Source organism: Acinetobacter sp. TWP2-2-3, assembly GCF_049896445.1.
GTDB lineage: Bacteria > Pseudomonadota > Gammaproteobacteria > Pseudomonadales > Moraxellaceae > Acinetobacter.
Map to the genome: position 1 here is coordinate 41,473 of NZ_JAFCUI010000010.1, position 14,752 is coordinate 56,224.

A 14,752-nucleotide genomic window follows, 5' to 3' on the forward strand; every position below is an offset into this window, starting at 1 on the left:
ATATAACCAAAGTTTATATTTAAAAATGATTCCTAAAAGCTAATCCATTTTCAATATTTGCAATAATCTATGGTTTATATGATCAGCATTAAAATTTTTTTTAGCATATAGAAATCCTTGATATCCCATTTTATTTACTCGTTCAGGATGTTCTATAAAATAAATCATTTTGTTTACTAATGCTGCTACATCCCATTTTGGAATCAAGAAACCTGTGACTCCATCTTCTATAGTTTCATTACAGCCTGGTACATCTGTTGTAATAACTGGACGTCCAATAGCCATAGCTTCTTGCATACTACGAGGAACACCTTCACGATAATATGAGGGCAATACAAATACAGTACTATTACTTATTCGATTAGCTACATCTTTAACAAACCCATCATATTCTATTATACCTTTCTCTATTAGCTGGTTTAATTCTACTTGTTTCAGTCCTGTAGGGTTTTCTGTATCTAAACAACCTATAATCTTAAATATTATATTAGGATATTTTTTTTTAATTATTTTAGCAGCCTGTAAATACTCAAATATTCCCTTTTCAGCAATTAATCTAGCTACAAAAATAAAAGATATATTTTTTTGATCATCCCATTTTTTATAGCTAAAATCTTTTAAATTCAGCCCAATAGGTCCTAAAACTTCAATCGCATTTTTTTTATGAGGAATATTATAGTAATGTACTAAATCTTTAGGGTCATCATGATTTAAGAATATAATTTTATCTAAGTATGGAAATGCCAGCCGATATAGAGAAATTTGCACAAAACGTATAAATTGGGCTTTCAGACTTTGCCCATGTTTATGAATGGTAAAAGGCGAACCCAATCCTTCAATCATGCCATAAATATAAGGAACTTTCGTTCTGTAAGCAGCTAAAGTTGCATAAATAACTGGTTTAGTTGAGTATGAAAATACTATATCAGGTTGAATTTTTTTTATTTTATTTATAAGTTGAAAAATAGAATATAGATCAGATAATGGATTTACCCCCCCTCGACTAAGTTGATAGGTAATAGGGGTCGCTCCAAGATTTTTAATTGTATCTAGCCACTGATCATCATACTCTGATACAAAAGCATAAACCTGATGACCCTGCTCTAAACATGCAAAAATAAAATCTTTACGAAAATTATAAAGGTTATAAGCAGTAGAACCTATAATAGCAATTTTTTTATTTATCATTATTTAAACACTCTATAATTTCTAATTGTGAAGCATAAAAAATTTTATCGCTTTCAGAAACAGTAGTAATTCTACGTTTATGTAAAATCTGCATTAAATTAAGAAAATTTAATATTTTTACAATAATTTTTTTTATCTCAAATTTTAGAAGAATCTTATTTTTTTCGCGATCAGCGATTATATTATTATAATATTTTTTGATTACTTCAATCTGGGTATTATAACCACGGATCATTTTCTCTTTTTTTACATTTTCTACTTCTCGATAAAAATACAATGGTTCTTGCATTACCATATAATTAAAATCATTTTTTATAGCTGCTGAGAGCCATAATTCATAATCTTCAGCTAGGCAGTTATTTTCCTGATAAGGATTTCTTTGACACCATGCCTTACGTGCAAGAAGTGAAGGATGTAATAAATTTGTCAACCCTTGCAAAATTTCTTTTGGCTGCATCTGGTGGGTAGAAAAAATTCTTTTCCCCAGAATTTCATTTTTATTTCCAATGGAATACAAGCTGGTAACAACTAAATCAATCTCTGGATTTTTAGTTAGGACTTTAATCTGTTTTTCAAGCCGGTCTACAGCCATTAAATCATCAGCATCCATACGCGCAATAATGTCATATTTTGCTTCACTAATAATCTGATTTAAGCGATAGGGTAATCTTCTATTATAACCGTCAGAAATGATACGGATTCGAGAATCAACAAATGATCGGGCTATTTCTAAAGACCGGTCTGTCGAACCATCATCTACCAGTATGAGTTCCCAGTCTTGAAAAGTTTGGACAAGGACAGATTTAATCGCATCTTCCAAGAATTTTTCAGCATTAAAAAATGGAATTCCGATAGAAATATACATATTTATTCATCCTTATTATTTGAGAATAATAAAAAAGCCGCCAATAAAAACCAAAAAATAATTGTTCTTGCGCTATAAGTGGTAAACCCATATAACATTGGCCCTAATAATATCATCTTGTTGGAAAGCGATAGTTTCTTAAATATTTGATATAAAAATATTAAAAATAAGGATATTCCTATAATCCCATAATAAAATAAGATACCTAACCAAGTTGAATGAATTTCATTTCCTGTAGGGTTATATAACCAGTGGGCGCCTTGCCCAGCACCAAAAATTAAATATTGAGGATAATCTAAAAAACTGAAAAGACCACGCCCTTCTACCTGACTGTCTCGTTGATCTAACCCTTCTATAAAGCGTAGTGCAATACTATCAAAGACCCCCAAGTTATATAAAAAGTAGCTTAAGCTTCCAAAAAACACTAATGTTCCAATGAATACAAATATTCTTTTATTTAGGTCTCCTTTTTGACTAAATATAAGTCCCAGAGTTAACATTAAAAAACCAACTGAAGCAGATCTTGACATGGTCAATAAAATTAAGAATAAGGCTAAAAAATAGATAGTTATTTTTTTAAAGCCATTTCCTGAAATATACAGATAAATTGCACAGCTACTCAGCACCCAAAATGCCATCTGATTAGGATCATTAAAAAGACCATTATATCGAGGTTCAAAATCATAACGACCTAAGTTGCTTGCCCAAATAATAATTTCAACAATATAGGAAAAAGGAATTAGGAATAATAATTTTTCATAGAAAAAGTTAATCTGAACTTGATTTAAATTCATCATTAATAGAAAAAATAATAAATTAAATATCCAGTAAACAGTCGACATCATATAACTTGAATCGAGAACAATTAAATACCAAGCAAAATTTACACAAATTGCATAAGCAACAAATAATAAAATTATATTTGAATATTCAATATTTATTTTAGAGCTCTTGCTAAATAGCAATAAAATAGCACCCATAATAAAAATATGGCTGAATTGTGGAACTCCACTTGACCAAAAATAAAACTGAGATAAAAAAAATGAAAACAGTATAAGATATATAATTGATTTATCTCTTATATTAGTATCACTTAAAAAAATAATGTTATTTTTTGAATTAGTTTCATTTAAAATAATCATTATCCATTCCTTTCTTATTGTCTTTTACTTGATAGAAAAGTAAAAGAACCGATTAATATTTTATATTATTAATTCAATTATTTTCTTATTTAATATATTTTAAAAATTATTCTTTAACAAAATTAATAACATTTATCAAACTTATTTATATTAAAAATCTTTTTTAATAAGCAACCAGTAAAAAAACCTAAAAAAATCATATGTTAAAATTTCAGATGGATATTCTCTCAAAATGCTTAGCATTTTTTCTAATGATTTCTTTTTGGAAAACAACCCCAACTCAAATGCATTTATCCATAAAGCTCTTTTTTTTGCTTTATTAAATAGAATATGATTTTGGTACTCATTTAAAATCATCATTCTCGAATCATGCATAAGAGACGTCTGTTTATGCATATTATTATCATGCAGCCTGTATTTAGCAAAAACAACAGGAAGATAACATAACTCCCCTTCCCGTGCTAAAAGCAACCACATATACCAGTCTTCAATTTTTACCTTAGCATCATAACCACCAATTTTTTTCACAGCTTTAGATCGGATCAGTTGGGTCGTAGCTGGTAAATCATGTTCTAATAATAAAATTTTTTCAAAATTATAACTTTGTCTTTTTTTAACCCTATTTTTTACAAGATTAGAATCATTATCAATAATTGCTACTCCTCCAAATACTGCGATACAATTTTTATTCTGGTTTAAAAATTCTGATTGTATCTTTATTTTATCTTTTAAGATTATATCATCTGAAGCTAGAGAAGAAAAATATTCTCCTTGTGTCCATTCTAATGCTTCATTCAAGGTTGCACTCAAGCCCTTATTGGGTCGATGTCTAAACTCAAACCGGATGAACCGTTTTTCACAGATCGGAATCAGTCCTTGTATTTTTTCTACTGAAGAATCTGTAGATCCATCATCAATGACAATTAACTCAATATTCTGGTAAGACTGGTCAATGACACTCCGGATACTGTCACACACGAATCTCTCATGATTATAACTTGGTATAATGATGGAAACTAAAGATTGCTCAATTATCATATTATATATCTCTTTATTTTAATTGTTTAAATATAAATAAACTGATTACTATCCAATACATCCCATAATTTATTAGGTGGGCAATTGAAACACCTTTAAATCCAAAAAACTGGGTACATACATAGGTCAAAGCAATAAGGGATAAGGTAAATATAATTTCTGTAGAAATGTACAGTTTGGTCATTGCTTTGCTTAGCATTAAATAGGCGAGTATCCAGCTTCCTATTTTTAATGCATCCCCCATCATTTGCCAAAAGAACAAGTCCTGCATGGGTGCGAAAGATGGAGTGAATAGTAAATTAATTATCCAATCACGTAGTACGAAAACAATAATTCCTCCTACTACAGTCAGTGGAAAAAGAAATTTATAGCCCAAATAAACTTCTTTCTTAATTTCATCAATCTTATTTAGCTCTGATAATCGGGGTAAGTAATACACTCCCAATGTTGTCGTGACCAGCATAAGGTATACCGTGCTTAGTCGGATCATCGCTTCCCAGTAACCTGCATATGCCAGACTAAACTCCTGAGTTAAATATGCTCTAATTAACATTTGAGACAGGGGTACACAAATCGCACTCACTAATGCCATGAGAATAAATGAGCTAAACTTTTTGGTAATTTCTAGGTCTATTTTTCCTAGGAGAGATGAAAACTTAAACCAGTTCGCTCTATAACATAGAAATAACGTCACTATAAATGCAATAGACTGATAAATGGATAATGCAACTAAAGCTCCATATAAATGTAACTTAATTGCCAGCACACTTGTGATAATAAGAGCAAATAAACTACCTGCAATATTTGCAAGCACTAATTTTAATATTTCTTTTTTTCCATTTAATATCGCTAAAAACAGTGTATTAAAATTAAAAAATATCAAAAAAACTGCAAACCATATAAAAACTGTCTGGTATTTAAGTGAATGGAAAATATAAAGTGAGAGTTGTCCTTGAAAAATTAATATGAGAAACGCGAAAATCAGACTAAACAGAAAAATAATACTACCTGCTGTTTTCCAAATTGCACGTTGTTTACTTTCATCCTCATGATATTCGGCTGTATATTTTACGACTGCGGTATTAATTGCACTCCCTGCAAAAGTAGTCACCATTTGAATAAAATTCTGGAACTGTCCTATCGCTGCATATCCAGTGGGTCCTAGATATACAGCTAAAATTTTATTCAGTACAAACATGGTGATGGTCTTAATCAAAACTGCCACGCCATTGAGTACACTGGTCCTAAGTAAATTCATCTATGCTTGAAAACCATTACATAACTGAACAACCTGCTTTGCCTCATCAATAGATAAAGTCGGTCCAATCGGCAAGCTCAAGACCTCAGCATGAATTTGTTCTGAAATTGGTAAACTGAAATTATTCCACTCCTGATAGGCTTGCTGCTTATGCGGTGGAATCGGATAATGAATCAATGTCTGTACCCCGTGCTCTGCTAAATGTTTTTGTAATTGTTCCCGATGTTGAGTTCGGATCACAAATAAGTGCCAAACATGCTGTGTATCAGTTTCGGCATTTATATTTGTGAATGGAAGCTCAATCGCTGAGTTCTGAATTTCTTTTAAATAAAGATCTGCAATATGACGACGATACTGGTTCTCCTGATCTAAAAATTTCAGTTTCACATTCAAGATTGCCGCCTGAATTTCATCAAGGCGACTATTTACCCCAGGTACCAGATTTTTATATTTTTCGTGTGAGCCATAATTACGTATAGCCTTAAGCATATGCGCTAACTCGGCATCATTGGTGGTAATCGCCCCGGCATCCCCTAACGCACCCAAATTTTTACCCGGATAAAAACTGAAGCCTGAGGCATCTCCCCAACTGCCTGCTTTTTTACCATCTATTTCAGCACCATGGGCTTGTGCTGAATCCTCCAAGACCAGTAAATTATATTTCTTGGCAATGACCATAATTTCTGGCATTGCAGCAAGCTGCCCATATAAGTGAACAGGCAAAATCGCCTTTGTTTTTGTGGTGATAGCTGCTTCAATTTTTTTAGCATCAATATTAAAAGTATGAATATCCGGTTCGACCAACACCGGTTTTAGATTATTCTGTGAAATTGCCAAAATACTCGCAATATAGGTATTTGAAGGTACAATGACCTCATCCCCTTCATTCAGTCTCCCCAATTCCTTCCATGCACGCAGAGTCAGAATAAGCGCATCTAACCCATTGGCAACTCCTATGGCATACTGTGTTCCACAATAATCCGCAAATTTTCTTTCAAAATCCTCTACTTCTTTGCCACTGATATACCAGCCGGAATCAATGACCTGTGTACAAGCTGCTAAAAGTTTGTCGCGGTATTGAGCATTTATCGCTTTTAGGTCAAGAAAAGGAATCATTCTTATCAATCTCATATAAAAATTTATTATTACTTTTTAATTCTACGTTCATCAAAATTAATATATTTATATTAATTAAAGTAAAAATCCAATATTATTTATTAAGTTCATAACTCTTTTTTTTAAAACCTGGCTCTAATAAAAATTTCTTCATTTTCCTATTTAGAGGCTTTTCAATATACTTATACATTATAAAACTAGCTATTAAAGTCACAATAAAAATAATGAATGAGAACAACATTAAGTCTATATTAAATGATAGTATTTTTTTTATATAATTTAAAATTTGTATTTCCAAAACATGCAGTAAATAAAAAGAAAAACTGATTTCCCCCGCCAATACCATATATTTATTTGATAAGAAATTAGTAATAATACTTTTTTTCTGAGCAACATGAGACAATGCAAAAATAAGAATAATTGCTGCCATAGGTAGCCAATAATATATTGAGTATCTATAGCTTATATCTATCTTGTTATGAAACACAAAGAATAAAATAAAAATTAAAATTACTCCTAATTCAAATATAAAAGTAGGTATATTTATTTTAGAATAAGTAACTTTTATTTTTTCATAAAGATCAAATAGAATAATACCCAGTAAAAAATCAGAGAAACGTACAAATGGTGAAATATACAACCAATAGTGATCCTGATTTTTATTAAGCTGCATATTAAGAATTAAAATACCTACTAGATATAAAATAAAAATATAAGTTCTTATTTTTTCAGAAATTAAAAATGCAAATGGAAAAAGTAGATAAAAGAACAATTCGTCAGAAATACTCCAAGAAGGAGAATTTAATGAAAAATGAATATTTTCTTCTAAAAAAAAGCTTTGTATCAGAAAAATGTGTTGAATTAAGTACTCCCACCCTTTTCCAGATTGAATAAAGGTTAACAGGAGTACAAGTGCCGTAGTCGCAATATGTACTGGATACACTCTTGCTAAACGAGAAATATAAAACTCTTTTTTTGAAATATTTCCTATAATAAATTTTTCTTTATAATTATAGGATAAAATAAATCCGCTTAATATAAAGAAAAAACTGACGCCTAAAAATCCTTCATTAAAAATACTGTTAAAAATATTTTCATAATTTGTATCATTTTTTAGAAAGGCCAAATGACTAAGAAAAACAAATAGCGCAAAAAACATACGCAATGATGTAAGTGGTTTAATCATCTCATACATCTCCTTAAATATTTATTATTATTTATAATTCTATTTTCTGAAGCTTCTTTATTAACAAAAGCCATCATACTCATGAATTATTTTTCGTAATTTTAATTATCTAACTATCTATTCAATAACAACCTTATCTGCTTCTTCTAAAAACTGGTCATAGTTACGGATATAGTCATTTTCATCATAGTGATCGCTTGCCAATACCAACAATATGCAATCTTCTGAAAAATCATGCATCTCATGCCAAACCATTGGCGGGATAAATAATCCTTTATTAGACTGACCTATTAAGACCTCTTGTTTTTCTTTGCCATTATTCATCAGCATTTTGCAACTGCCTTGAATGCAAAAAGCAATTTGTTGAAGCTCTTTATGTGCATGAAATCCACGAGGAACATCAGGCTGAGCACCGAAAATATAATAGAGCCTCTGTATACTAAAAGGAACATTCCGATTGGCTTCAGCGACCACCAAGCTGCCACGATGATCTCCCAGATTAGGTAATTCTATCCACTCGATGAGATTCATAGTTATTACCCCACTAAAGAAATCAGATATTGGCCATAGCCATTTTTATTCATTGTTTGACCAATCGCTAAAACTTCCTCTCTGCTCAACCAGCCATTATTTAAGGCAATTTCTTCCAAGCAGGCAACTTTATAACCTTGACGTTTTTCAATAGTTTCTACAAATTGAGCTGCTTCAAGCAGGCTGCCCTGTGTACCTGTATCTAACCAGGCAAAACCACGCCCTAATAATTCAACATTTAAATCACCGCGCTCCAGATATGCCTGGTTAATTGAAGTAATCTCTAACTCTCCTCGCTCAGATGGTTCTACTTGTTTGGCAATTTGAATCACATCATTGTCATAGAAATATAGGCCCGTCACAGCGAAATTAGATTTAGGATGTTTCGGTTTTTCTTCAATTGACATAACACGTTGCTGTTCATCAAATTCTACAACACCAAAGCGTTCAGGATCTTTCACCTGATAGCCAAATACAGTTGCTCCTTTTTGCCGTGCTGCAGCCTGGCGTAGCATAGGGGTAAAACCTTGCCCGTAAAAAATATTATCGCCCAGCACCAAACATACATTGCTTTGGCCAATAAATTTTTCGCCCAGGATAAAGGCTTGTGCTAAACCATCAGGATGAGGCTGAATCGCATAACTCAGCTCCATGCCAAACTGTGAACCATCTCCTAATAAACGCTTAAATCCCTCAATATCCTCCGGAGTACTAATGATAAGAACTTCACTAATACCGGCTAACATCAGGACAGATAATGGGTAATAAACCATTGGTTTGTCATAAATCGGAAGTAGCTGTTTCGAGATCCCTTTAGTTATTGGATGCAAACGTGTGCCCGAACCGCCTGCTAAAATAATCCCCTTTATTGTTTTTGACATTATACTGCCTCCCCTAAACGTTCACGCTGATACGAACCATCCTGAACACGATGACACCATTGCAGATTATCCAGATACCACTGCACAGTTTTACGGATACCGGTCTCGAATGATTCCTGTGGCTTCCACCCCAGTTCCCTCTCAATTTTTGAGGCATCAATGGCATAGCGTAAATCATGTCCAGGCCGATCCTGAACAAAGGTGATTAAGCTTTCGTAACTTTGCCCGTTCAGTTGTGGTTTTAATTCACCTAAAATCTGACAAATAGTTTTCACCACTTCTATATTTTGTTTTTCATTCCATCCACCAATATTATAGGTCTCACCCACTACACCCTGAGTCGCAACCTGATATAAAGCACGCGCATGATCTTCGACAAACAGCCAGTCACGAATCTGCTGACCATCTCCATAGACCGGTAATGGTCTGCCTTCCAAAGCATTTAAGATCATCAAAGGAATCAGTTTTTCAGGAAAATGATAAGGTCCATAATTATTCGAACAGTTCGTGACAACAATCGGCAAACCATAGGTTCTATGCCAGGCCCGAACTAAATGATCTGAACTGGCTTTACTTGCCGAATAGGGCGAACTTGGTAAATAAGGGGTAGTTTCAGTGAATAGATCAGTTGTGTCTTCTAAGTCACCATATACTTCATCTGTTGAAATATGATGGAATTTGAATCTAGATTTTTTAATTTCAGACAAATTTTGCCAATACTTTCGTGTAACCTCTAATAAGGTATAGGTACCGACGATATTTGTACTGATAAATTCAGCCGGTCCATCGATCGAACGGTCCACATGAGACTCTGCCGCCAAATGCATGACCACATCTGGCTCAAAGTCTGAAAATAATCGCGCTAAAGATACATGATCACAAATATCAGTTTGAGCGAATTGATAACGAGGGTGATCCAATACAGAAACTAATGATTCCAAGTTACCTGCATAAGTTAACTTATCAACATTTAAAATATGATGTTCAGTCTCTTTAATGATATGCCGGATGACAGCAGATCCAATAAAACCAGCCCCACCGGTCACCAATATTTTCATCATCATTTTTAGTGTCCTTTAATATTTTTATTTTACTTTTCACAAATTATTTTTAATGTATTGCTGCCTTCTGGGCATATCTGTTTTTATTGATTTGTTCATAACATATATTAATTTTATTATACAAACCACTTATAAAAAAGTAGATGCTTAAATGTGGTTACATTTTATAATTTTAATTAATTTTTTAGAACTCATCTAAGTTTATATAGCCATTAATCTTTTATATATCTCTCAACTAATATTAATTTAATATTCATCAAAAATTTTCTACCAATATCTTAATTAACAAAGTCTTATTTTAATTATTTTAAATTAATTTTTCTTATAAATCATTTAAATTTTATTTAAATTTAATAAAATTCAATGATCTAAAAAACCTTTAGATTGGATAAAAATTATATAAAAATACTTTCCTATATTGACTATGATTATGTTCTTAATTTTTTAGTTACATCATCTATTAAAAAATAACAATTGGAAACAATTAATCCTTATTCTAAAACTTAAGTAATTCGCTATATCTCTATAGCTTGTTTAATCAAGGTTTCACGTCCATTTTCGTCCATCTTTTCGCAGTATATTTTTTTAAACTTATTAAATTGACTTAAAAATAGCTATAGACAAGGTATGTGATCTATTATATTTTTTAGATGTTAATCACATAAATCGAATTAGAAAAATTAATAATTATTAATAAATACCAATTCTGAACATATAAAAATAAAGGGGTTTCAAGTGAACTATAGACACCTTTTAGGTATTTTTACCTTCAGCCTATCTCTAGTTGGATGTGCAGCAATATCCGGCTTTCAAACATATGATTTACCAAAAGAAGGAATCTATCAAACTGAACTAGGAACTCCAGTCAATCTAATAAAATTGAATCAGGACACCCTGCCTGTATTGCAGTCTGCCCAAACTCATAATCTTAGCCATTATGCTGCTTTATTTCAGACTGAGGTGCAGGATTACCGTTTGAATCCAGGTGATATTTTATCCTTTCAATTATGGGCCTATCCTGAAATTAGCGCCGTTCCTACAGCAAGTGATAATAACAACGGCTACCAAATTGACCGAAATGGTTATATCCACTTTCCGTTCATTGGCCATTATAAAGCAGCTGGAAAAACCCTTCCGCAAGTGAATCAGGAAGTACGGCGTCAATTAATTCCCTACTTAAACAGCCCGGATGTGGTGGTGAGGGTCATTTCCTATCAGGGACAACGCTATTCAGTGGTCGGTAATGTGAAATCAGCTGGTCAATTTTACTTGTCTGATCAACCAGTCAGTGTTTATACAGCACTCGGTTTGGCGGGTGGTATTAATGAGCAAGGTGACTCTACTTCGATTCAACTTGTGCGGCAGGGTGTAACCTATGACCTGAATACCATTGCACTGGAAAAGGCTGGATATTCCTTGCATAAGCTATTGATTCAACCGAATGACACTCTTTATATCAGTCCTCGTGAAAACCAGAAGATCTATGTCATGGGTGAAGCCAGTGCCAATAAACCCTTACCAATACGTGACCAAGGCATGACTCTCGCTGATGTATTGGGTGAAAGTGAAGGGATTAATCCCTATTCCGCGAGTTCTAGCCGGATTTATGTCTTACGTGGCAACTCGGACAATCAGATGACTGAAATATATCACTTAAGTCTAAAAAATCTTGGAGATTTTGGCTTGGCGAAACAATTCAAAATGCGTAGCAATGACATTGTCTATGTTGATGCCACAGGTCTGACTCGTTGGGAACGCGTTGTTAGCCAGATTCTTCCATTTTCATATGTCGCTGATTCAGCTATACGATAGGTAACTCAGCTATGAAAATTAAAAATCTTTTCGGGGTCTTTTAGGAAATATGGGTGGTATAAATTAATGACTGAAAATTTATTCATAAGATCCGCCTGCACTCGTAGATTAAATTTATAAATTCAGTGAGTTGGAATAATTATAGTCATCAATGAACACCCACTATTTTGATATAAGCCCACGGACTTCGCCTGCAACCCCATGGTGCTCAAAACTCGATATGAAACAGATTAAATAGAAACCGTATTATTCTGATCATAATAAAAATATCTGGCCTTCAGCTGGTTGATATATTTTAAGAAAGGACAATAAAACCAAAATATGTAGGATTCTTTCTCAGAAAAGCAGCAAGTCTTTGATTAGTTTTTTAGAATTTTATTTAAAAATATATCATCGACTGGAAAAATCACTTTTAAACTTTTAGATAGTAGAATTATGAACAAAAATAACAATACCGAAAATATGATTGACCTAAAAGGGGTGTTCTTTTCCCTGCTCTCGCAATGGAAGCTCATCCTCTTATGTGGTTTGCTCAGCCTGATGGCAGTATTGCTGTACATGCGTACCGCAGCCATCAACTATAAGGTAGATGCCATCGTTCAGGTCGAAGAAAATAAAGGGGCATCAGCTGCCTTATTAGGCAGCTTGTCAAGTATTATTAGTCAGATGTCTTCATCAAATGCTGAGATTGAGGTTTTAAAATCACGCACGATTCTGGAATCAGTGATTGATCGTTTAAATCTGGATCTCCATATTGCGAGCACTGAAGACTCCTTTATCAATCGCCTCATTTACGGCAAAAATTCTCAGACCGAATATCAACCCGAAACTGTACGCTTTAAAGAAGGTGAAAAAAGCTTTGATATCCGTCAGTTTGAAGTTCCCGTAGCGTACCAGGATAAAAATCTCCTACTGAAGTTTCAACCACAGAGCTTTATCTTGATCAATCCAGTGACAGAAGAAACTGTCTTTGAGGGTGCACTTAACCAGCCCGTTCAAGCCAAAACTGCACAGGGAGACTGGAAAATTGCAATCTTTAGTCAAGATAATCTAGATCGCAGTTACCGGATACAAAAACTCTCGTTGCCAACAGCGATTGATTCTATTCTTGCCAATTATTCAGTGACAGAAAAAGGAGAACTGAGTGGAGTTCTGCAGCTTCGCTATCAGGGTCAAGATAAACAGCACATCACTAAAGTCCTGAACACGATTTTAGCGATTTATAGCCAGCATAATATTACGCGCCGTTCAACAGAAACAGCGCAGACACTGGCGTTTCTGGATGAACAATTACCAGATTTAAAGAAACAGCTTGATCATGCAGAATTCGCCTTTAACCAGTTCCGTCAACGGCATAATACAGTTGATATTGCTAAAGAATCTGAATTGTATTTAAATCAGAGCGTCACCTTAGAAACGCAAAAAGTCTTACTTGAACAGAGACAGGCAGAAATAGCTGCCAAATATGCAGCACTACATCCAGCCATGCGAGAAATTACGGCTCAACTTCGTGTGATCAATGGCAAGATTCGTGAACTGAATACAACACTCAAAAATATTCCAGAGATACAACGCCAGTATTTGCAACTGTCACGCGAAGTCGAAGTCAAACAGCAACTGTATACCAACTTGGTAAATTCATACCAACAACTGCGTGTTGCCAAAGCAGGTGAGATTGGCAATGTACATATCATTGATACCGCACTTGAACCGATTGACCAGGTGCAACAGAAAACACCACTGATTCTGTTCCTCGCCTTTTGGTTCGGTATTTTTGTGGGAATCTTGGTGGCATTATTCCGCAATATGCTGCGTTCTGGTGTGAAAGATAGCAGTCAAATAGAATATCAACTGGAGCTTCCAGTATATGCGAATATTGCCCATTCTCCGAGTCAGAAACCTGGGCTAAAACTACTCAAAAAGAAAAAAATTCCTTTTGTATTAGCCCTTAAACATAGCGATGATATTGCGATCGAAAGCTTACGAAGCATACGTACAGCGAGTCATTTCGCCCTAAGCCAGGCCAAGAACAACATCATCATGATTTCAGGCCCAGCACCAAAAGTCGGGAAATCATTTGTTTCCAGCAATCTGGCAGTCATTATGGCGGAAAAAAACAAACGCGTATTGGTGATTGATGCCGATTTGCGTCGTGGTCATATCCACAAATATTTTGATCTGAATAATCAACATGGATTAACTGAATACCTGAATGAGCAGATTACATTAGAACAGGTGGTACAAAACACCAATGTTCCGAACTTAAATGTAATCACCTGTGGTGAAAGTTCAGCAAACCCTTCTGAGCTTCTTAATTCAGTACGCTTCAAGGAATTACTACAATCTCTGATTCCGCACTATGACCATATCATTATTGATACACCACCTGTATTGGCTGTTACGGATGCGATTATCGTATCCCGATATGTCGGACTGAATTTAGTGGTGGCGCGCTATGCAAAAACACAAATGAAGGAGCTAGAGCTTACATTAAACCGCTTTAAACAGGCCGGTTGTATCGTAAATGGCTTTATCCTGAATGATATCCAGCGTTCAGCCGGGGGGAGCTATAGTTATGATTACATTTACAGTTATAAGTCTAGAGAACAAAATGGCTGATCCCATTTAGATAAAAAAACCAGCTATTGCTGGTTTTTTTATATCTTTAAACTTC

At 33.9% G+C, this 14,752-nt stretch carries 12 protein-coding genes; 2 read left to right on the plus strand and 10 right to left on the minus strand.

Going from position 1 to position 14,752, the window contains the following annotated elements; genetic code table 11:
• Positions 1 to 39: 39 nt before the first annotated feature.
• The 10 genes from ACP7AK_RS12640 to rfbB form a co-directional block, all read right to left on the minus strand.
• Positions 40 to 1,188 carry a glycosyltransferase family 4 protein gene (locus tag ACP7AK_RS12640; protein WP_425880033.1) on the minus strand — a complete coding sequence of 383 codons (1,149 nt, stop codon included), beginning with the start codon at positions 1,186 to 1,188 and terminating at the stop codon, positions 40 to 42.
• Positions 1,178 to 2,053 (minus strand): glycosyltransferase family 2 protein, encoded by an 876-nt coding sequence (locus tag ACP7AK_RS12645; protein ID WP_425880034.1) that lies wholly within the window; start codon positions 2,051 to 2,053, stop codon positions 1,178 to 1,180. The genes ACP7AK_RS12640 and ACP7AK_RS12645 overlap by 11 nt, the downstream gene beginning before the upstream one ends.
• Positions 2,054 to 2,055: 2 nt before the next feature.
• Positions 2,056 to 3,195, minus strand: a complete 1,140-nt coding sequence (locus tag ACP7AK_RS12650; RefSeq protein WP_005245440.1) for an O-antigen ligase family protein — start codon at positions 3,193 to 3,195, stop codon at positions 2,056 to 2,058.
• 150 nt (positions 3,196 to 3,345) lie between these two features.
• Positions 3,346 to 4,233 (minus strand): glycosyltransferase family 2 protein, encoded by an 888-nt coding sequence (locus ACP7AK_RS12655; RefSeq protein ID WP_425880035.1) that lies wholly within the window; start codon positions 4,231 to 4,233, stop codon positions 3,346 to 3,348.
• 13 nt (positions 4,234 to 4,246) lie between these two features.
• Positions 4,247 to 5,491 (minus strand): O-antigen translocase, encoded by a 1,245-nt coding sequence (locus ACP7AK_RS12660; RefSeq protein ID WP_005108300.1) that lies wholly within the window; start codon positions 5,489 to 5,491, stop codon positions 4,247 to 4,249.
• Positions 5,492 to 6,607 carry a DegT/DnrJ/EryC1/StrS family aminotransferase gene (locus ACP7AK_RS12665; protein ID WP_005108299.1) on the minus strand — a complete coding sequence of 372 codons (1,116 nt, stop codon included), beginning with the start codon at positions 6,605 to 6,607 and terminating at the stop codon, positions 5,492 to 5,494.
• A 94-nt stretch (positions 6,608 to 6,701) separates the two neighbouring features.
• Positions 6,702 to 7,793 (minus strand): acyltransferase family protein, encoded by a 1,092-nt coding sequence (locus ACP7AK_RS12670; RefSeq protein ID WP_425880036.1) that lies wholly within the window; start codon positions 7,791 to 7,793, stop codon positions 6,702 to 6,704.
• Positions 7,794 to 7,910: 117 nt separating this feature from the next.
• On the minus strand, positions 7,911 to 8,324 hold the full coding sequence (locus ACP7AK_RS12675; RefSeq protein WP_425880037.1) for a sugar 3,4-ketoisomerase: 414 nt from the start codon (positions 8,322 to 8,324) through the stop codon (positions 7,911 to 7,913).
• A 5-nt stretch (positions 8,325 to 8,329) separates the two neighbouring features.
• Positions 8,330 to 9,205 (minus strand): glucose-1-phosphate thymidylyltransferase RfbA, encoded by an 876-nt coding sequence (gene rfbA / locus ACP7AK_RS12680; protein WP_310077463.1) that lies wholly within the window; start codon positions 9,203 to 9,205, stop codon positions 8,330 to 8,332.
• Complete coding sequence (rfbB, locus tag ACP7AK_RS12685) at positions 9,205 to 10,263, minus strand: dTDP-glucose 4,6-dehydratase (RefSeq protein ID WP_310077491.1); 1,059 nt, start codon at positions 10,261 to 10,263, stop codon at positions 9,205 to 9,207. Before rfbB ends, rfbA begins: the two co-directional genes overlap by 1 nt.
• 738 nt (positions 10,264 to 11,001) lie before the next feature.
• On the opposite strand from rfbB, the gene ACP7AK_RS12690 reads away from it, so the two are divergent.
• Together ACP7AK_RS12690 and ACP7AK_RS12695 are read left to right on the plus strand one after the other, a co-directional pair.
• Positions 11,002 to 12,078, plus strand: coding sequence for a polysaccharide biosynthesis/export family protein (locus ACP7AK_RS12690; RefSeq protein WP_425880038.1), 1,077 nt, complete (start codon positions 11,002 to 11,004; stop codon positions 12,076 to 12,078).
• Positions 12,079 to 12,513: 435 nt separating this feature from the next.
• On the plus strand, positions 12,514 to 14,697 hold the full coding sequence (locus ACP7AK_RS12695) for a polysaccharide biosynthesis tyrosine autokinase (protein WP_425880039.1): 2,184 nt from the start codon (positions 12,514 to 12,516) through the stop codon (positions 14,695 to 14,697).
• Positions 14,698 to 14,752 lie beyond the last annotated feature (55 nt).

Coding starts and splice junctions, on each gene's coding strand:
- ACP7AK_RS12640 (WP_425880033.1), bottom strand. CDS start 1,188: ATGATAAATAAAAAAATTGCTATTATAGGTTCTACTGCTTATAACCTT.
- ACP7AK_RS12645 (WP_425880034.1), bottom strand. CDS start 2,053: ATGTATATTTCTATCGGAATTCCATTTTTTAATGCTGAAAAATTCTTG.
- ACP7AK_RS12650 (WP_005245440.1), bottom strand. CDS start 3,195: ATGATTATTTTAAATGAAACTAATTCAAAAAATAACATTATTTTTTTA.
- ACP7AK_RS12655 (WP_425880035.1), bottom strand. CDS start 4,233: ATGATAATTGAGCAATCTTTAGTTTCCATCATTATACCAAGTTATAAT.
- ACP7AK_RS12660 (WP_005108300.1), bottom strand. CDS start 5,491: ATGAATTTACTTAGGACCAGTGTACTCAATGGCGTGGCAGTTTTGATT.
- ACP7AK_RS12665 (WP_005108299.1), bottom strand. CDS start 6,607: ATGATTCCTTTTCTTGACCTAAAAGCGATAAATGCTCAATACCGCGAC.
- ACP7AK_RS12670 (WP_425880036.1), bottom strand. CDS start 7,793: ATGATTAAACCACTTACATCATTGCGTATGTTTTTTGCGCTATTTGTT.
- ACP7AK_RS12675 (WP_425880037.1), bottom strand. CDS start 8,324: ATGAATCTCATCGAGTGGATAGAATTACCTAATCTGGGAGATCATCGT.
- rfbA (WP_310077463.1), bottom strand. CDS start 9,205: ATGTCAAAAACAATAAAGGGGATTATTTTAGCAGGCGGTTCGGGCACA.
- rfbB (WP_310077491.1), bottom strand. CDS start 10,263: ATGAAAATATTGGTGACCGGTGGGGCTGGTTTTATTGGATCTGCTGTC.
- ACP7AK_RS12695 (WP_425880039.1), top strand. CDS start 12,514: ATGAACAAAAATAACAATACCGAAAATATGATTGACCTAAAAGGGGTG.